This is a genomic window from Spirosoma flavus, assembly GCF_054778555.1.
Map to the genome: position 1 here is coordinate 1,408,504 of NZ_BAAGZL010000001.1, position 19,136 is coordinate 1,427,639.

Here is a 19,136-nt window from a genome sequence, read left to right on the forward strand (position 1 = left end):
GTAACGTTTTGAAGAACGTACCAATTTTTAGACACGCTAAATGCAATCGGTTTGGCGTCCTGTTTTCGTTTGCCGAGGGCGAAAAACTGCTGACATTTTCTGACGCTGGTTCGATTTTAATAAAATGAGTAACGCGGCCGAAAAGCCGTCCTTATAGTACAAAATTGCGGCTTTTCGGCCGCGTTATGTTATGGGTAAATTCTACGAATTCATCAAACCGGCTCACAAGAAATTCATTGCAGAGCAACACATATTTTTTGTTGCCACGGCTCCGCTCAGTGCGGATGGACACATTAATCTGTCGCCCAAAGGATTAGACTGTTTTCGGGTTTTGTCGGAGTCAAAGGTGGCGTATATGGATTTGATCAGCAGCGGTAATGAAACATCGGCACACACGCTCGAGAACGGACGTATTACGTTCATGTTCTGTTCATTTCAGGGCGCGCCGAACATCCTGCGGCTCTATGGTAAAGGCGAAACTGTACTGCCCGGCTCATCGCTTTGGGACGAATATGCTCCCCACTTTACCATTTATCCAAGCACCCGTCAGCTAATTGTGGCAACCATTGAGCTAGTGCAGACATCATGCGGTTTTGGCGTTCCCTTGTTCGAGTATTCTGGCGAACGTGATGTTCATTTCAATTGGGCGGAGAAAAAAGGCGCTAATGGCCTTCAAGAGTACATACAGGAAAAAAACTTGGTAAGTCTTGACGGATTACCAACCAATTTAGGATTACTGCCATGACCCCTATTTTTTTCGATGATCAGGCTGATTTCCGGGCTTGGCTGGCCGAAAATCACGATAAAGCAACGGAGGTCTTGGTCGGTTATTACAAGGTTAGTGCCGGAAAAAAATGCATGAACTGGTCGCAGTCGGTCGATCAGGCGCTTTGTTATGGTTGGATTGATGGCGTCCGACGTACCATCGATGATGAAAGTTATTGCAATCGTTTTACACCCCGAAAATCAAAAAGCAACTGGAGCGCTGTCAATATCCAGAAGGTAGCCGAACTTACGCAAAAGGGGCTCATGCAGCCCGCCGGACTAGCCGCTTTTGAGAAGCGTGAAGAAAGTAAATCGCGGATTTACGCCTACGAGCAAGCTGAAGCGGGTTTGTCTGATGAGTACAAAAAGCTGTTCCAAGCTAATGAAACCGCCTGGTCATTTTTTCAGAAACAGGCGCCCTGGTATCAAAAGCAGGCCAGCAACTGGGTCATGACCGCCAAACAGGAGGCAACCCGTCTTAGCCGGCTGGAGCGGCTGATAAACGTTAGCGAAGCTGGCAAGCGCTACTAATCTTATTGACGGCTAAGTGCTTTCGATGGTAACGTAGCATCTGTTTTCTGAGTTGCTTGCAGGGCCTGATGCAGTACGGGATCTCTTCCAGTCAATACGTCGTCAATCGTAGGGATAATCGTTTGATCGGGCAAAATTCCCCTATTAGCGGGCAACGTAGCATCCAGATCCGCCATCTGAAAATTCATCAGCGGTATTCCCAAATCAATTTTAGAATTGGGTAGATTCGTGACCGCGAAAAAACCGCTGCTGTTGCTCGCATATCCACCGCCGGTTTCTTCACCCATAAAAACAGCCCGTTTATCGGAACGTAGTCGGCTGGCGAGTTCGGTCGTTACGGAGAAACTGTAGCCGTTGAGCAGTACGTATAACTTTCCACGATACGCATCAGAGTTGGGTTTTACGGATTTAAGGCCACATTGCCAGGTCCACTGATAATCGCCATTCCGTTTTTTAATCGCCAAACCTCTCGCCAGCCGGTAAATTTTTGGTGTCCAGGCCGGGAAAGATGGTTTGCTTTTCTGCCGTAAAGTTATCCGATGATAATAAGGCGACGGCTTATCGATCAGATACGAATACAGCAACACGCCCAGCGACTCCTCGCCACCTTCATTGTTACGTAGGTCAAGAACGAGATTTTTTACTTGTTTCTGTCGGATTTCGCGAAACGATTCTTTCAAAAACTGTTTGACTGTTGCCTCCCCGTTTTCCGACCAGAATCGCTCGACGGTAAGAATCGCCGTGCCTGTTTCCGAGTCAAAAGTTAATCGATGCGCTTTTCGATGAGTCGGTTTGTGGGCGTCTTTATACGTAACGATATCTTGTTTGGTAACAGCTGGCAACGTAGCAGACGTATCGTTTCCGTTCAGTCGATACGTAACACGGAACGTATCAGGGGCCGCGATGTACGTAGCATAATAGCCCGAGAAAAAATGATTTAAATCGCCATACTTTGCCGTTTGGGTCAGGCCGTCAGCGAACGTCATGTTGGGTAACAGCGCTTGAATCACAGCCTCCATCGACTGGCCATTGATCTGCAAAATCTCAGCGCCGTTTGGTAACGTAGCACGCCCGTAGCTGCCTGTAATCCAGGCCCGGTTGCCTGCTACGTATACCTGAAGCGGAAAAAGTTTTTCGGTGGCAAACGGATAATGCTCATCCTGACCGACTGGTATCCATTTGATGTGCCCATCTCGAAGCGCAGCAACTAACGGAGTCATCGTTACGTAAAATTCCTGCTGTGTCATCGGGCTATTTAGCCGGTCAGCGGTGGCCTTGAAAAGCGAATCGAACGTAGCTTTTGGGGTGTATCGGTACATGGCAGGATGCACCTCTTCGAGCGCCTTTCGAAAATAAGTGAGGTCGTTTTGCAGTTGAACGGCGGGAATGGATTGCGCCGTTGCCGACAGGTGAATTAAGCATAAAAACGAAAGCCAGTAAAATTTCATAACCGATTCAGCTTGGTTAAAAATGAACAGCACAAAGGTCATCGCAGGGGCGGATTCATTCAATCAATGGGTACATCAACCGTCGTGCTTACGTACTGAATCGTCGGGAAATCGACCCGAACCAAAGTTACTCCCCGAGCCAGGTTTTGAATTCGGCGGCTTTATCGCGGCTAACCATCACTTCTTCATCGAAAGCAGGAGTAAGGCTAATCTTCAGCTTTCCGTTGAAATGGATGTGCACTTTTTCGATGGCGCGTACCTCGGCAATAACCTGGCGATTGAGCCGAATGAATCGCTTGGGATCGAGCATGGTAGCTAACTCGTCCATGTTGTAATCGAGCATCCATTCGTGTTCATCGCGCGTCTGTACAAACGAAAGCCGATTGCGGGTGAAGAAATAAGCAATTTCATCGATACCAACCGGAATCAGCCGCTGGCCTTGTTTAACGAGAAATCGGGTCCGAGCTATCGGCTGTTCAACGACCGGTTCTGTCTGATTAGTCGGGGTAGCCAGCTGCGCCAGTAGGTTTTTCAATTGCTGCTGGATGGTATCGGGTCGCTGCGCCAGCATGGTTTTCAAGGTTTGCAGCTTGGCAAATGCCCGGCGTAGTTCATCGGCTTTAACAGGTTTCAGCAGGTAATCGATGCTATTAACCCTGAACGCCTGAATGGCATATTCATCGTAAGCCGTCGTAAAAATGACGGGGCAATTCACAGCAACCTGATTGAAAATAGCAAAACTTTGCCCGTCGGCCAGCTCAATATCCATCAGAATCAAATCTGGGCTAGTATGTTCCCGAAGCCACGCCACCGACTCCTCCACGCTGCCTGTTATGCCCACAATATTGGCAATGGGTTCAATTTCCTGCACAAGTCGTTTTAGCTTTCGGGCGGTTGGCTCTTCGTCTTCAATGAGCAGAATATTCATGGCGATACGTAGTAATTGGGTGCAGTAGCCGGAAAATTACCGGGCAACGTAGCGGTTGCCGGAGCAATCAGCGGAAGGACTACCTGAAAGTAATCGTGTGTTTGTTCGATAATCACCGATGAGCGGTTCAGTAAATGATATTTAGCCTGAATATTGGCCAGTCCGGTGCCATTCGACGGAATACTTTGCTGCTTTTTGTGCAACGTATTCAGGATGGTGAGTTGATTTGCGCTGTCGGTATAGATACGAATTTGCAGTGGCCGGCTGGGCAGAACAGTATTATGTTTCACCGCATTTTCGACCAATAGCTGTAGCGTCAGCGGAGGAAGCAGGAATTCAACGTAGCGCTCGTCAATGTCTATATCGAGCGAAACGCCCCGCCCAAATCGGGTTTGCAGCAGGTGAAAATAAGCTTCAATGAATTGTAATTCAGTGGCTAAAGTTGTCAGTGCCTGATTGTTTGTCTGGAGAACGTAGCGATATACGGAGGCTAGTTCGTCGATGAAAAGCTCAGCCCGTTGCGCATCTTCAGAAACGAGCGAAGACAACGTACTGAGGCTATTGAACAGAAAATGCGGATTAATCTGGGATTTGAGCGAATTAAGCTGACTTTGCAGATTTTCCTGTTTCAATCGTTCGGCTTCGTAGTACGTAATCCACCATTGCCGGTAGAGGTACTGACCTTCGTAAATCGCGACTACAGGAACCAGAAATACAAACGGGATCAGCACTGACATCCAGTAAGCCCGCTCCGAAAACGGATACCCCCAGAACTCAGTATAGTCGTAAAGAAAAGCGATGGCCAAACGTTGCACGGTAACCGTAACCAGCAGCCAGCCAACCTGATACAAAATACGCGGAGTAGTCTGATTGAGTCGCGGATGCGTTCGCCGAGCCAGCACAATTCCCAATCGGCCAAGCTCCCAAACCAGAATGCATTCAACAATACTGAGCCCGATGGTCGTGACAAGGCTGTGGTGATGCGCGTCATTATCAGGACGGTAGAAAATAAAATTGGAGACAACAGCTACTAACGGCACCCCTATCACGCGCAACCATTTATCGTTTAGTTTTTTCATAACAACCCTGCTTCAGGCCAAATATCCTGAAAAGCCGAACCGGGGGCAAGACGCCTTGTCCGAAACGTTGAAAATGTAGCGCAGAAGTACGGAAAACTTTACTGAACCGGGCAACGTAGCAGAGACTACCTTAAACTCTTGTGAGTAAGCAAATACACTCTCCGCCTTTTCTGGACTTGATTATCGCCAAAAACGCATGAAAAAAATATTGATTTGGTTTGGGTTTATTACGTATTGTTTGCTCTTACTGGCAGGAGCTAACCTGCCCGCTTTTGGACAGGCAAAACAGCCCACGTTTCGCGTGGTAGCAATGGCTGAACCGAACGGTATTCATAAGCCTTTCGTAGTAGCTGCAAAAGAATGGTTAGGGAAACTTGCTGCTGAAAAAGGCTTTTCAGTTGATTACATCGAAAATGCTGAATCAATAAACGCGAAGTTTTTATCTCAATATCAGCTCTTTATCCAACTGAATTACCCGCCTTACCGATGGAGTGATACGGCGAAAGCGGCTTTTCAGCAATACATAACCGAAGGTAAAGGTGGCTGGATTGGTTTTCACCACGCCAGTTTGCTGGGTGAGTTCGACGGCTTTCCGATGTGGCCCTGGTTTTCGGAATTTCTGGGCGGCATTCGCTACAAAAACTACATTGCTACGTTCGCGAAAGCCACCGTTAACGTAGAGGCAAAAGGCCACCCGTTAATGAAAGACGTACCTGCTACGTTTGTTGTCGAGAAAGAGGAGTGGTATACCTATAACAAAAGCCCCCGTCCGAACGTAACGGTACTGGCTTCGGTCGATGAATCGACGTATTCACCCGACAGCAAAATCAAGATGGGTGATCATCCCGTGATCTGGTCAAACGAACATCTGAAGGCACGTAACGCGTACATTTTTATGGGTCACCACCCCGACCTGTTCAAGAACGACGCCTTCGTGAAAATCTTCCGAAACGCCATTTTCTGGGGAGCCCAGAAGCCTTAGATTTCCGATTCTATGTAGAATGATACGTCTCCGTCTTCGATTCTTGATCGGGAAAAGTACAGCCATGCTTAGGACGCGAGCGGAACAGCCGGAAAACGCTTTGTGCTGGTTCCCTAGAAGAGTTTTGAATGATCCGACTCGTCGCCTGGCGACCAAATGGCTATAGTTTGATCTTTCCCAATAATTCACCGTCGCGTAGCGATCCAACAAGACTATTCAGATTTGTTGAGTCGCTACGCACCGACTAATTCGAACTGCCTTTTAAAGTCATGTTACGTTACTAAAGAAATTACGTAACGTAGCAATTAGAACAACTTAACTATACGAGAAAGCACAGCGGAAATGAGCAGAATAATAGCTACAAAACCCAATCCATAGTATAGTCCAAAGGCTTCGGCTACGAAACCAATAACGGGTGGTCCCGCCAGAAAACCGATGAAACTGAACGTAGCAAACGTAGCCAGGCCCGCGGCTGGTGGTATACCCGGTACGCGCATCGAAGCACTGTAAAGGATTGGCGCTCCCAGTGAACAACCGGCTCCCAGCAGAGCAAAACCAATTAAGGCCGTGGCCGGATAGGGGAGGGCTATAGCAATTAGTAGACCCACAGCGGCTACTACAGCGCCAAGCTGTAGCCAGCGTTTCGCACCGATTTTGGGAATAATTCCATCGCCTAAAAAGCGGAAGGAAGTCATGGTCAGTGAGAAGGCGCCGAAGCCAAGGGCTGCAATCTGGCTGGTAGCGCCCAGCGTTTCGCGCAGGTACACCGCACTCCAGTCGAGGGCAACGCCTTCGCCCATTGCAACGGCCAGACCAATCAGAATCATGAGCAGTAAATCCAGATTCGGCATGACGAATGACGAGCCAGCTGGCTGAGCTGGATCAGTTTGAGCATCTACCGGCCGGCTGCTCGATGGAACGGTTTGCAGCGTAGGCTGAAGCAGGAACGTAGCAATCAGGATCAATCCTGACATGATGGCCATATGGATAGACGGTGATACGTGCAGGGCAATCACGGCTCCAGCGATACCCGAACCAATCAGACCGCCCAAACTCCACATGCCATGACACGACGACATGATGGAAATGCTCTGCGAGCGCTCCACGTTGGTGGCGGAAGTGTTCATGGCTACGTTCAGCAGGGCGCTACTCAGGCCAAGCAGAAAAAGTCCCAACGCCATCACCAACATATTAGGCGCATTAATCGGGATACAAACGGCCATCGTTACGCCCACTGCCGACCAGAAACAGGCTTTTGCTTCGCCGAGTTTAGCGACTATCCAGCCAGTGAGTGGATTCATAATGAGCAGACCAATCGGCATAGCGAAGAGCGTAAGCCCCAGTTCGGCATCGGATAGATGAAGACTTGCTTTGACGTGCGGAATGTGCGCGACCCAGCTCCCGAATAAGAGACTGTCTGAAGCGAATACCAATCCAACGGCTAATGCCTGACGATTTAGGAAAAATGTTAGCAGGTTCTGCAGAAACACGTTTCGATTGGACTTGTTGAGTGAAATGGTTGTATTCATGGCACAAAAATAGCCGCCCGGAAGCGGCTATTTTAGCAATCTATTAGCTTATAATAATGCTGTATTGATAATTTAAATCTATTTACTCTTGATCCATAGTTAACGCTGTACTATTTTTCAGGTGCCCAGCCATTGCTTTCCGAAGTTTTTCGACCTTAGGTAATGAAACGCGTTGAATATACGGCTGGTCGGGGTGGAGGGCAAAGTAGTTCTGGTGGTAATTTTCGGCGGGATAAAATATCGTAATTGGCGTAACCTCCGTGACAACCGGATTCGGATAGTGTTTCGATTCATTGGTACGTTTGATAGCAGCCTGAATCTCAGCCTTTTCTTCGGGCGTCCGGTAGAAGGCAACAGACCGGTAATCGCGGCCAACATCGGGGCCCTGACGATTTAAAGTGGTGGGGTCGTGACCGGCAAAAAAGGCGTCGAGCAGTTGGGCGTAACTAATGACTTTAGGATCATAATACACCTGTACAGATTCGGCATGGCCGGTTCTGTCGGTACCTACCTGTTCGTAGGTTGGATTTTTAACATTACCACCAGCGTAGCCTGAAACTACTTCCCGAACGCCCTTGAGTTGGTTCATACCTTCTTCCAGTGCCCAGAAACACCCGCCGGCAAACGTAGCAACAGCCTCGCCGGATTTCGGCGTCGGTAATTTGGCAGGGGCGTAATCTTTAGATTGACCCTGTGCGCAGCCCGCAAGCAGTAGTAGGCTAAGCGCGTATAAATGAATGCGTTTCATGCTGAGTTGTCTTTACTATATAAACGAATAAAAGTCGTTTGCGGTTTCTTTGGGGAAGTTGTAGGGGTATAAAGTTATAGGGCTGTAAAGTTTTGCTGGCTGAGAACATAACTATATAACTTTACAACCCCACAACTTTATAATTGCTTCTTATGAAGCTTCAATTTGAAAAAATAGAACCCGAAGCCGGGAGTTCGTTTCGGGTTATTCATAGTACCGAGCCCGAAACCTGTCGGGTTTACTGGCATTACCATCCTGAATACGAAATCGTTTACCTGCCTTTTGGCAATGGGAAGCGACGTATCGGTACAAACGTATCGTGTTACGAAGCCGGTGAACTGGTATTTATTGGCCCGAATTTGCCCCACCTGAATTTCAGCTACGGACGCGAGGGACAATATGAGGAAATTGTAGTGCAGCTACGCGAAGACTTTATGGGCGAGGTGTTTCTGCAAAAACCGGAACTGGCTGCTGTTCGGCGATTATTTGAACGCGGATACGTAGGGCTGACATTTGGTGAAAATACAAAACAGCGTGTAGGACCGTTGTTAGCCAAACTACCGAAAGCCGGTTCATTTGAGCGGTTTCTGACCTTGCTCCAGATTTTACAATTACTGGCCGATGCGCCCGATGCTGAATCCCTCCACACGAACGGTGCCCGGTTCGATCTAAATCCTAAAGAGCAGGAACGTATCAATCAGATTTGTCAGTACGTTGAACAACACTACGTTGAGCCGATTGATATTCAGGACGTAGCGGCCCTGGCTAGCCTGACTGTGCCCGCTTTTTGTCGATATTTCAAACGAATGACCCACCTGACATTTACGGATTTTGTGAACGAATACCGGGTCAATCAGGCGCGTCGGCTCTTGCACTCCTCCCGAACGGTAGCCGATATTGGCTTTGCAGTAGGTTTCAATAATCTGTCGCATTTTAACAAAACGTTCCGGAACGTAACAGGGCAGACGCCAAGTGCCTATCGGAAAGCGTTTGTGGGATGATGCGTTGTCGCTGACTCGAACGTAGCAACATTACATTGCTTTCATAAAAAAACGCCCCAACGATTAAAGAACCATTGGGGCGTTTTTTAGTAAAAAGCTCAACTAAACACCTGGGTAACCTGGATTTTGTGGTCTCAGGTTTGGGTTGTTCAGCATTTCCTGTCTTGGCAAAGGAAGTAATAAATGCTTCTCTTGCAGAGGCTGATTCGAGCTCAGGTTAATATGGCCAACGAAGTTATCAAAGCCGTTGGTTTTCTCGTTATACACTTTCCGCAGACGAACCATATCAAACCAGGTGATTTGCTCGTAAGCCAGCTCGTGCCACCGCTCGCGCCATACTGCTTCACGGAAGGTAGCCTGTGTAAAGGTACCCAACGCAGGCGTGGTCAACTGAGCGCGGTCTCTGATACGTTTCATGGCATCGTACGCAGCTTGCGTTGGTCCGCCTACTTCATTTTGCGCTTCGGCATAAATCAACAGCGTTTCCGCGTAACGGATCTGTGGTACGTTCAGGTTGTTCTGACGAGTACCTGCTACCCCGGCTGTACCGTTGGCTGTACGGTTAAAGTGCTTGAACACATAAGGCGCTCCTAAGCTAAATTGAGCACCGTTACCATTGGTATAGTAAGTTGTGTAGAAATATCCGTCCTGATCTTTAGCCCGCAGATCGCCTTTTTCGTACGAATTATAAAAAGTTGGCGTTGGCACCGTACTTCCCGTTCCACCAGGACCGTTGTAGGTTACTGGTTTAAAGTTCGGATAGAAGTTATCCATCGGATTACCAGCTACTACCGTGTTGTACTGAATCATGTACAAATGCTCAATCCGGTTTTTGGTTGATTCGCTGTGTACGTCGTTATAATTCGTAAACAGGTTAATCGTGCTGGGGTTGGCATTAGCGTAGGTAACCACCTCAAAGGATTTATCAGCAGCCAGTTTATAATAAGCTGCACCTTTGTTGAGGGGGAAGCCCGCCATGGTCAGATATACTTTTGCCAACTGTGTTTTAATGGCCGATAAGGTAACCCGTCCATTGGGGTCCATCCAAGGTAGTCCAGCCGCTTCGGCCGCTACTAAGTCATCGACAATCAGCTTATAGACGTCCTCTGTTTTGGCGCGTACTGGTAAGAAATCGTCAGAAGCCGCTGTTTGTGGCTTAGTAATCAGCGGAATATCACCCCATAACTGAACGGTCGTGAAGTAGGCTTGAGCCCGAAGAAACTTCGCTTCGCCGAGGAGTCTGGCTTTCTGAGCGGCATCCATCGAAATACCTGGGATCTTATCGATGGCCTGGTTTGCCTGAGCAATCACCCGATACAGTCCATTCCAGTAGTTGACGATATGCCCTGTATTGCCATCGTGTACTAACCCGTACAGGTTATTCAGATCGGAGTTCTGAGCGGTTTCGGTAGTAGACGTTCCCGTGAGGGCTTCCAGCAATTGCCAGTTGCTGGAGAAAATCCCAGCGCCACCTCCCATAAACCGGGTACCATCATAAATGGCAGCTACAGCAGCCTCGGCATGGTCAGGAATGGTATAAAAACTGGTAGGAGTCAGGTTTGACGGTGCTTGTTCTTCCAGGAAGCTTTTGCAACCTACAGGACCCATCAGCACTACACCGCCCAACAGCGCCTTAGTTATGTTTTTTACGAGCGTATGTCTCATAATGTAATATCAGTGAATTTGAAAAAGTTTGTTCATGTCATTGGCTTTGCGTTAGCAATAGCCATCAGAAATTAAACGATCAATGCTGTTAATAACGCATAGCCAATGACAATCAATGTCTACCTAATTACAGGCCAATCTGAAGGCCTAACAGGTAGGTAGTTGGTTTTGGATAATTGTGCCAGATTTGACCCTGCGTGAACGCACTGCTCGTCGTACCCTGGTTGGTAGGCGTTACTTCCGGATCGCCGATGATTGGATCTGATACTAACAGGAAGAAGTTCTGCGCCGATGCATATAGACGTAGTCGGTTTAACTTCAGTCGGTTAGTTAGTTCAGCAGGGAAGTTATAGCCAACCATCAGGTTTTTACCACGGAGGAACGAGCCATCCTTAATCCAGTGGCTGTCCACGTTTGTTACGTAACCAGCACGCGTATCCCGAACCTCAGCAATCATCGTATTCTGATTGGTAGGCGTCCAGGCGTTCAGTACTGACTTGTAGCTGTTAGCCAGCGCCTGCCGGTCTTCACTTGGGTGCAGGTTCATGAGCATTACGTCATTACCGAACATAAACTGCATTTCAAACACAGCATCGAAATTGCCAAGCCGGAAATTGTTGGTCAGTGCACCCCAGCCTTTTGGGCTACCGTTACCGATAATACTACGGTCGGCATCGGTAATAGCTTTATCACCATTTACATCCAGATACTTAATATCACCAGGCAGTATGGTTAAACCGTTCCGGTAGCTAGTAAACTTAGCCGCTTCTTCACGTTCGGCTTCGCTCCATACACCCAGGCGTGTCAAGCCCCAGAATGATCCTACTGCCTCGCCAATCCGGATGATGTTGGTTTGGTTCGTGAAGTTCGGTCCACCTACGCCGAAGATGTCTGATGGCGTAGCCAGCGACAATACTTTGTTGCGGTTAAACGAGATGTTGAACGTCGTGTTCCAGGTAAAGCTACCCTTGTTGATGTTAATCGTATTTAAGCCAAGTTCAAAGCCTTTGTTCTCCATCGATCCTACGTTACGGCGAATGGTAGCATAGCCACTCGACTGCGGAACAGGAGCATCCAGAAGCATGTCCGTCGTCAGACGATAGTAGTAATCAAGTTCCAGGTTAACACGGCCTTTGAACAAACCAATTTCTAAACCTACGTCGGTCTGAGCGGTTTTCTCCCATTTCAGATCTGGGTTAGCCAGACGGCTGATACCCGTTCCACTCACCCGTGCGTTGTTATAAACAGCAGCATAAGTCGAGCTCAGCAGTGACAGCGATTGATAAGGCGGAATTTCGGAGTTACCAGTCAGACCATAGCTACCACGTAGTTTCATGTTCGAAACAATCGGGTTTCCTTTCAGGAAATCTTCTTCCGATACACGCCAAGCTAATGCGGCAGATGGGAAAAAGGCAAACTTGTTGTTCTCCCCGAATTTAGACGAGCCATCAGCCCGGCCAGTAGCCGTTACTAGATACTTGTTTTTATAACCGTAGTTAACCCGACCGAAGTAAGAGTTAAAGGCAAATCGGTTAGCTCCTGATCTAACAGAAGGGTTGGTTGCACCAGCACCTAAGTTGTTATAACCAAAGTAGTCAGTAGCGAATCCGCTAACAGCACCACCAGTAAAGAACTGGTTGGTTTCCTGCCATGAAATACCCAATAAACCCGTGAACGAATGATCTTGACCAAACTGCTTGTTGTAGGTCAGGTAGTTTTCCAACGACCAGAACGAAGTACGGGTGTTACTAACATCAGCGTTACCATTACCACCAATATTCAGGGTACGCGTTTGCGACTGGTTGATTTCCTGCGTTTGGATGTTGGCTCCCAAAACGGTCCGCATTTCCAGCCCTTTACCAAAATTGATATTTGTAAACAGGCTTCCTAACGTGGTCTGGGTAAGCTGCACGTACCGGCGATCCATCAAACGGTGTACCGAGCTCATCGTTCCTTCAGCGTAAGGATAATCGCGGTTTTCTGCGTACACACCTGTATCTGGGTAACGTACGGGCAGGAACGGAAAGTCTTCGACAATTTGCCGGGCTACAGCATCATTGATATCGACCAGGTTTTCGTTCTGGTTGTTGTAACTGATCGTACCCCCAATTTTGAGCCAGCTCTTTACTTGATCATCAATTGTAAAACGACCGGAATACCGTTTCATAAACGAAGTCTTGATCAGACCCTGATCGTCACGGTAGTTAAGAGAAAGTGAGTATTGTGAACGCTCATTACCTCCGCTGAAGCCCAACTGGTGATTTTGCGATAATACGTTCTGCGACGATTCTTTGAACCAATCGGTATCATACAGCGGGTTCAGGTTCGCATCGAAAACACCTGGGTGTAATTTACTGAAATCTCTCCGACGTTGTACTGGATCCAGATACGTCCATTTGCCGGCTGCCCAGCCAATCGGGTCGTATTTGGCCATGTTTTTATACGCCAGATCTTCCGTTGCCAGGTATTCCTTTGCATTCAGAACCTGGGGTTTGTTAGGTCCAATCGTATTAACGCTGAACTGACCGTCGTAGGTAACGCGGCTTTCGCCAGCCTTCCCTTTTTTCGTCGTAATCAGGATAACCCCGTTAGCTCCTCTGGCTCCGTAAATAGCGGTCGACGAAGCATCTTTCAGGACTTCTACGTTAACGATATCGTTCGGGTTAATATAATCAATAGCGTTACTGTATTGATCGCCCGTTCCTTGCGGCAGCATCACACCATCTACTACGTATAGTGGGTTGTTGGAGGAGTTGATAGAGCTAAATCCGCGAATACGAACGGTGGTACGTCCGCCAGGACGGCCTGAGTTGGTGTTTACCTGTACACCCGGCAACCGACCCGAAAGTTGTTGGTTGAGCGAGGGAGCAGGGCGTTCCATCAGTTCAGCTTCTTTGATGCCCGATACAGCACCCGTCAAGTCAGATTTCCGGGCCGTACCATAACCAATTACGACGACTTCGTCCATCATTTTAGCGTCGGTCTTCAGGCTCAGGTTGACAGAGGTCTGATTACCAACGGCCACTTCCTGGGATATATATCCCACAAATGAGAAAACCAGTGTTACGTTGCTTTCTGGGATTTCCAGTTTAAACCGACCATCTGCATCCGTAACAGCTCCCCGCTGAGTTCCTTTGATAAGTACGCTAACACCAGGTAACCCTTCATTTTTCTCGTCCGTTACACGACCTGTTATGGGTCGGTCGGCAACTCGATGCGTAGCAGGGTTTTTGGGCGAAGCTGGTGCAGCTGCCAGACTAGCATTCGGAAGACTACAACAGAGCAGCCCTAACAATACAAGTGAGTTGGTGATACTGAGCAATTTAACTTGCCCAGTAGGAGGAGGTAAGTGTTTGTACATACGTTTTAGCCGCGTGAACGGCAGCTTAGGTTAAAGAAACGTTAGTAATAACGAGTATAACTTTGGATAAAAACAATAATTACTATTAACTACTCATGCAAATCTAGAAAAAATTAAAAAAGAATTAGCAGCTAATTAAAAAGATTAAAAAAGTAAAATTACTTAGTCCTATGAGCGCTACTTAAAATAGTTCATGGATTTCCTTTTTTAGGTCATTAATTAATAGCCGATTAAATGACAGAGCGTTTATTAAATCTAGTTTTAGTACTATTTAAGGACTGGACTCATGAATTTTCAGCAAGACTCATTTTTGCAATTTCTGCGGACCTCCGTAAAAATAATTGCAAAAGATTGCAACGGAGACTGGAAAATGATTCGAAAATTAGATTTCAATCAGGCAAACTTATCCGTTGGCCCTTGAGGTAACATTGAGTAGATTGGGTAAGGCTTTGCTATTTCTACATAAACGTTGGGTAAAAAGCAATCAGTAACATCCCTTGCCATGATTCGAATTATAGTTTGCCTTACGAGTTTACTCATGCTCGTGGGACTAACCGCCCCAGAGCCGACCCCTACCTTTCGCCGGTATTTTGTGGCAGCTGAAAGTTATGAGTCAGTAGGCGTCTTTGATGTCGACAAAAACGATACGCTTGACCTGGTTTCCGGCGACTTCTGGTACGAAGGTCCCCATTTCCGACGTCGGCACCTGATTGGAAATGAGCCACGTAAAGACCAGTACTACGACGATTTTTCGACCATTCCAATGGATGTGAACGCCGACGGGCGTCTGGATTTCGTAACCGGCGGCTGGTTCGATCAGACGATACGTTGGGTCGAAAATCCGGGCGATGGTAAGAAGACCTGGCCTTTGCACGAAATTGGCAAAGTCGGTAACGTAGAAACAACACGCGCATGGGATATTGACGGCGATGGTAAACTTGAAATCGTACCCAATAATCCGAATCATCCATTGAAGTACCTGAAGTTAACCGGGCCCGGTACGTTCAAAACAGTCAACGTAGCACCTACACAAGGGCATGGGCTAGGATTTGGCGATGTGAACACCGATGGTCGGGGCGATATTATCGTGAGCGATGGTTGGCTCGAAGCCCCCGCCGACCGGGAGTCGGGCCCTTGGACGTTGCATAAAGAATTTGCCCTGGGTACGGCTAGCGTGCCCATTATTGTGGCCGATGTAAACGGCGATAAATTGGCTGATCTGATAGTTGGTCAGGGGCACGGGTACGGTCTGCACTGGTACGAGCAAACAGGCGATGGTAAGGAGAAACGTAGCTGGACGAAACACCTGATCGATGATAAAAACTCACAATACCATTGTCTCGAATGGGTTGACATCACCGGTGACGGTCGTCCCGACCTCATCACTGGCAAACGATTCCGTGCCCATAACGATGGAGACCCCGGTTGTTACGACCCGGTTGGGCTTTACTATTTTACCTGGAACGTAGCGCAGAAGAAGTTTGAAAAACACACCATTTCCTATGGTCCGGCGGGTGAAGGAAAAGGAACGGGTATTTATTTCGCAACAGCCGATTTGCACAAAACCGGCCGGAAAGACCTGATTGTAGCGGGTAAAGACGGCCTATTTGTATTTTTTAATGAAGGTTCTGCCAAAAAATGATACGTTGCTGAGGACGTTTACGGATTTTTTGCCTTATTTTTATCTTTCTTTTTCTCTCCGTAACGATCCGATTTATGCAACGTGCTCAATTAAAAGAATTCTATGGCTATGGCCTTATTGTACTTATTCTAATTGCTGTGCAGAGTTACGCTATCTACGTAGCGTTCACAACTGATCTGACCCTGACCTGGAAACACTACGTAGGTTTTGGGGCAACAGCGCTGACAAGTGTTCTCTGGGCGCTCCGAAAACCACAGTTTTTATTTTACGCGCTTGGGCTCACATTAATGCTCGGTTACGAGAATCTGATTGGATTCACGCCCTCGCTTCAATTTACGTCGACGCGCTATTATCTGAATAATCTGGCGCTCCCCGTTTCGTATCAGGACTTCTCGATGTACATGCTCCTGATATGGGCCTACGTAGCACAAGGTCGAATCCGCACTATGGCGCAGGCATTATTTGTGAGATCCTAAAAAGTAAATCGTAGAATGGTCATGAGAGCCGGAGCCTGTCAGGGCATTCTACGTAGCATAAGGGTATAAAAAGAATGGCCGCTACGTTGCAACGTAGCGGCCATTCTTTTTATAAGAAAGGATAGATTAAGCTGTCAACGACCAGCCTTGGCGATACTCACGCTTCACGAATTGGTTAGCGTCATCGAAGTTGGTGATCTTCATGTTTTTGCCATCCCACATCAGCTTTTTACGGCCCGGATACACAAATCCTTTTCCGTCGGTTTTGGGCTGACGAACGGTATAACTACGAATGGCCAGGTTACCCATCAGTACAGACTCTGTCAGCGGACCAGCGAAATCGAATGAGGACGTGAGTTCCTTATGCTCTTTGCTGTTAAATCCAGCTTTGCAGGCTTCCGTCCACAAAACCTGGTGTCCGTTTTCAGGAAGTGGCTTAGACCCGTCAGCCGGTTTCGGTTTAGGATCGCCCACTATTTTCTTGCCATCTTTAGTGTAAAGCTTTGGATCTTCGCCATACATACCGCAGATCAACAGGCCTTTATCGCCATGGATAAGTACGCCGTTCTCGCCGTTTTCAGGCATAGGTTCGCCCTCAGGCAACATATCCGGACGGAACGGACGCAGGCCGCCATCTTCCCAGACCATTTTTACAACTGACTTATTTTTGGCCGTGGCCGGGAATTTCAGCTCCACGTGCGATGATGGCGGACATCCTTCAGGAATGTATTCGGGGGTCCAGTCTTTCAGGAATACCTGACCGATACTAGTTTCCACTTCTGTTGGATAGCCCAGGCCCAGTACCCGGAACGGTGTATCCATGATGTGGCAACCGATATCGCCAAGAGCGCCAGCGCCGAAGTTCCACCATCCGCGCCATTTAAATGGGTGATAAGCAGGCGTATATCCAATTTTTTGAGCGGGTCCGAGCCAAAGATCCCAGTCCAGGTCAACGGGAACCTGATCAACGGCTTGTGGTACAGGAATACCCTGTGGCCAAACAGGCCGGTTCGTCCAGAGGTTAACGGTATGTACTGTTCCCAGTAACCCTTTGTCGAACCAGTCTACCATCTGTTTCTGCTGTGGATTTGACGAGCCCTGGTTACCCATTTGCGTAACCACTTTGTATTTACGGGCTGCTTCGGTTAACATCCGGGCTTCGTAAATATTATGCGTCAATGGTTTCTGCACATACACGTGTTTGCCCCGCATCATAGCAGCCATCGCAACAACCGCGTGTGTATGGTCGGCAGTCGATACCGTTACGGCGTCGATGGTTTTGCCTTCTTTATCCAGCATTTCGCGGAAATCCTTGTACCGTTTCGCGTTCGGGTGCTTGGTGAAGTTTTCTTTCACACGCGGCAGGCCCCAGTCTACATCGCAGAGAGCCACGATGTTATTAGCACCGTTGTTGTACGAGTTATTTGTGTCGCTGAAGCCTTTACCGCCAAAGCCTACACCGGCAATGTTGAGTTTATCACTTGGCGCAATAAAACCTTTGCCGCCCAGTACGTGGCGAGGCACAATGAAGAAGCCCGCTGTTGCCAACGCGCCAGCCTGAATAAACTGACGACGGGTAGTACCTGAGTTCGTCTGATCGGACGAAATCAGACCCGACTTTGACTTATCTGATTGGTTCATGAGAAAACGTATAGGAATTGTACGATTGAATAAGGAATAATAGCGGGTAATTTACCTAATAAGTTCTACGAATATTGAATTCAGTCGTAAAAAGGGTGATCTGCTTATCTGAAGATCAAAGAAGAATTCTAAAATTTTGTCTACAAAATCTTCTGTAGATGTGACTAGTGGATTGGCTATTCCGTCGTAGGGCTTTTACACATAATTTCTAAATCCCTACATCACTGCTTTAGGAAAATATATGCACCATTATGGAAGAAAAAGACACTATAAAGTATAGCCTTCTACTAAACGACATCAGTCAGCAGATTCTGCAAAGCCGCTACCGGGCTGCCCGGCTGGTCAATCGCGAATTGTTATTGCTCTATTTCGCCGTTGGAAAGCGGTTATCCGAGAAAATTGCCGCCGAGAAGTGGGGCACAAGTATATTAGAGAACTTGTCAGCTGATTTACAAAAGCAACTGCCAGGTTTACGGGGTTTTTCTTATCGCAACTTGAGAAATATGCGTCAATTTGCCGAAGCATACACTCAGTTAATAAGTGATTCGGCTGATAATCAGAGAAAAGATGACAATCTAATTTGGCAGACAATGTCTGCCAAATTAGAAAATATAGAATTCGATGTCTTCTTTAGCTTGAGTTTCTCACATCATATTCTGTTGCTGAATCGGTGTAATGATTTGCAGGAACGCATCTTTTACATGAACAAGACAGTAGCAAATCAATGGACGCACGAAATACTCGACTGGCAAATAAAGGCGAAAGCTTACCAGAAACGCGATCAGACACTGCCAAATAATTTCACAACTACCCTGCCTGAAGACATCCGCGAAGCTGCCCTAAAAGCGTTTAAAGATGAACATCTGCTTGATTTTATTAACGTTGAAAGTGATGACGAACGGGTTTTAGAAAAAGGCATTGTACAGAATATCAAAGACTTTATTCTGAAAGCAGGCAAAGGTTTTGCGTTCATCGGCAATCAGCATCGGCTGCTAGTTGATAATGAAGAATTTTTTATAGACTTGCTATTTTACAATCGTCAGTTGCGTTGCCTGGTTGTCCTTGAATTGAAGAAAGGGAAGTTCAAACCTACGTATGCAGGGCAACTTAATTTCTACTTGAACGTATTGAATGATCAGGAGCGACTACCCGATGAAAATCCGGCGGTCGGCATTGTGCTATGTAAGGGAAAATCTAACGCTATTGTCGAATACGCTTTTCAAAACATGCACAATCCAATGGGTGTAGCAACGTATCAACTCAGCTCAGACTTGCCTGATCACCTACGTAACGTATTGCCTGACCCCGAAGCCCTTAAGAAATTATTAGATTGATAATAT

General features: G+C 47.4%; 15 protein-coding genes. 7 read left to right on the forward strand and 8 right to left on the reverse strand.

Annotated features, from left to right (window positions below; genetic code table 11):
* The first annotated feature begins 190 nt into the window (after window positions 1-190).
* Window positions 191-745, forward strand: a complete 555-nt coding sequence (locus ACYVF1_RS05430; protein WP_461076388.1) for a pyridoxamine 5'-phosphate oxidase family protein — start codon at window positions 191-193, stop codon at window positions 743-745.
* Window positions 742-1,296: a YdeI/OmpD-associated family protein gene (locus ACYVF1_RS05435; protein WP_461076389.1), complete on the forward strand. Its 555-nt coding sequence runs from the start codon at window positions 742-744 to the stop codon at window positions 1,294-1,296. The genes ACYVF1_RS05430 and ACYVF1_RS05435 overlap by 4 nt, the downstream gene beginning before the upstream one ends.
* 2 nt (window positions 1,297-1,298) lie before the next feature.
* Here ACYVF1_RS05435 and ACYVF1_RS05440 read toward each other — a convergent pair whose 3' ends face one another.
* The 3 genes from ACYVF1_RS05440 to ACYVF1_RS05450 all read right to left on the reverse strand — a co-directional run bounded on the left by ACYVF1_RS05440 (window position 1,299) and on the right by ACYVF1_RS05450 (window position 4,751).
* On the reverse strand, window positions 1,299-2,744 hold the full coding sequence (locus tag ACYVF1_RS05440; protein WP_461076390.1) for a S41 family peptidase: 1,446 nt from the start codon (window positions 2,742-2,744) through the stop codon (window positions 1,299-1,301).
* A gap of 127 nt (window positions 2,745-2,871) precedes the next feature.
* Window positions 2,872-3,672 carry a LytR/AlgR family response regulator transcription factor gene (locus tag ACYVF1_RS05445; protein WP_461076391.1) on the reverse strand — a complete coding sequence of 267 codons (801 nt, stop codon included), beginning with the start codon at window positions 3,670-3,672 and terminating at the stop codon, window positions 2,872-2,874.
* Window positions 3,669-4,751 carry a sensor histidine kinase gene (locus tag ACYVF1_RS05450; RefSeq protein ID WP_461076392.1) on the reverse strand — a complete coding sequence of 361 codons (1,083 nt, stop codon included), beginning with the start codon at window positions 4,749-4,751 and terminating at the stop codon, window positions 3,669-3,671. The genes ACYVF1_RS05445 and ACYVF1_RS05450 overlap by 4 nt, the downstream gene beginning before the upstream one ends.
* 196 nt (window positions 4,752-4,947) lie before the next feature.
* On the opposite strand from ACYVF1_RS05450, the gene ACYVF1_RS05455 reads away from it, so the two are divergent.
* Window positions 4,948-5,733 carry a ThuA domain-containing protein gene (locus tag ACYVF1_RS05455; RefSeq protein ID WP_461076393.1) on the forward strand — a complete coding sequence of 262 codons (786 nt, stop codon included), beginning with the start codon at window positions 4,948-4,950 and terminating at the stop codon, window positions 5,731-5,733.
* A 305-nt stretch (window positions 5,734-6,038) separates the two neighbouring features.
* On the opposite strand, the gene ACYVF1_RS05460 is transcribed toward ACYVF1_RS05455, so the two are convergent.
* On the reverse strand, window positions 6,039-7,262 hold the full coding sequence (locus ACYVF1_RS05460) for an MFS transporter (RefSeq protein ID WP_461076394.1): 1,224 nt from the start codon (window positions 7,260-7,262) through the stop codon (window positions 6,039-6,041).
* Window positions 7,263-7,344: 82 nt separating this feature from the next.
* Window positions 7,345-8,010, reverse strand: coding sequence for a peptide-methionine (S)-S-oxide reductase MsrA (gene msrA, locus ACYVF1_RS05465; protein ID WP_461076395.1), 666 nt, complete (start codon window positions 8,008-8,010; stop codon window positions 7,345-7,347).
* Between the two features lie 152 nt (window positions 8,011-8,162).
* Here msrA and ACYVF1_RS05470 point away from each other — a divergent pair, with 152 nt between their 5' ends.
* On the forward strand, window positions 8,163-9,011 hold the full coding sequence (locus tag ACYVF1_RS05470) for a helix-turn-helix domain-containing protein (protein ID WP_461076396.1): 849 nt from the start codon (window positions 8,163-8,165) through the stop codon (window positions 9,009-9,011).
* Window positions 9,012-9,113: 102 nt separating this feature from the next.
* Here ACYVF1_RS05470 and ACYVF1_RS05475 read toward each other — a convergent pair whose 3' ends face one another.
* Together ACYVF1_RS05475 and ACYVF1_RS05480 are read right to left on the reverse strand one after the other, a co-directional pair.
* Window positions 9,114-10,676, reverse strand: coding sequence for a RagB/SusD family nutrient uptake outer membrane protein (locus tag ACYVF1_RS05475; RefSeq protein ID WP_461076398.1), 1,563 nt, complete (start codon window positions 10,674-10,676; stop codon window positions 9,114-9,116).
* Window positions 10,677-10,803: 127 nt separating this feature from the next.
* The gene (locus ACYVF1_RS05480) at window positions 10,804-14,037 is read right to left on the reverse strand and encodes a SusC/RagA family TonB-linked outer membrane protein (RefSeq protein ID WP_461076400.1); all 3,234 of its coding nucleotides are present in this window, start codon (window positions 14,035-14,037) and stop codon (window positions 10,804-10,806) included.
* A gap of 502 nt (window positions 14,038-14,539) precedes the next feature.
* Between ACYVF1_RS05480 and ACYVF1_RS05485 the strand changes: the two genes are divergently transcribed.
* Together ACYVF1_RS05485 and ACYVF1_RS05490 are read left to right on the forward strand one after the other, a co-directional pair.
* On the forward strand, window positions 14,540-15,679 hold the full coding sequence (locus ACYVF1_RS05485; protein WP_461076402.1) for an FG-GAP repeat domain-containing protein: 1,140 nt from the start codon (window positions 14,540-14,542) through the stop codon (window positions 15,677-15,679).
* 74 nt (window positions 15,680-15,753) lie between these two features.
* A complete protein-coding gene (locus ACYVF1_RS05490; protein ID WP_461076404.1) occupies window positions 15,754-16,155 on the forward strand; it encodes a hypothetical protein in 402 nt (133 codons plus the stop codon).
* 126 nt (window positions 16,156-16,281) lie between these two features.
* Here ACYVF1_RS05490 and ACYVF1_RS05495 read toward each other — a convergent pair whose 3' ends face one another.
* The gene (locus ACYVF1_RS05495; protein ID WP_461076406.1) at window positions 16,282-17,796 is read right to left on the reverse strand and encodes a Gfo/Idh/MocA family protein; all 1,515 of its coding nucleotides are present in this window, start codon (window positions 17,794-17,796) and stop codon (window positions 16,282-16,284) included.
* A 251-nt stretch (window positions 17,797-18,047) separates the two neighbouring features.
* On the opposite strand from ACYVF1_RS05495, the gene ACYVF1_RS05500 reads away from it, so the two are divergent.
* Window positions 18,048-19,130, forward strand: coding sequence for a PDDEXK nuclease domain-containing protein (locus tag ACYVF1_RS05500; protein ID WP_461076408.1), 1,083 nt, complete (start codon window positions 18,048-18,050; stop codon window positions 19,128-19,130).
* Window positions 19,131-19,136: the final 6 nt, after the last annotated feature.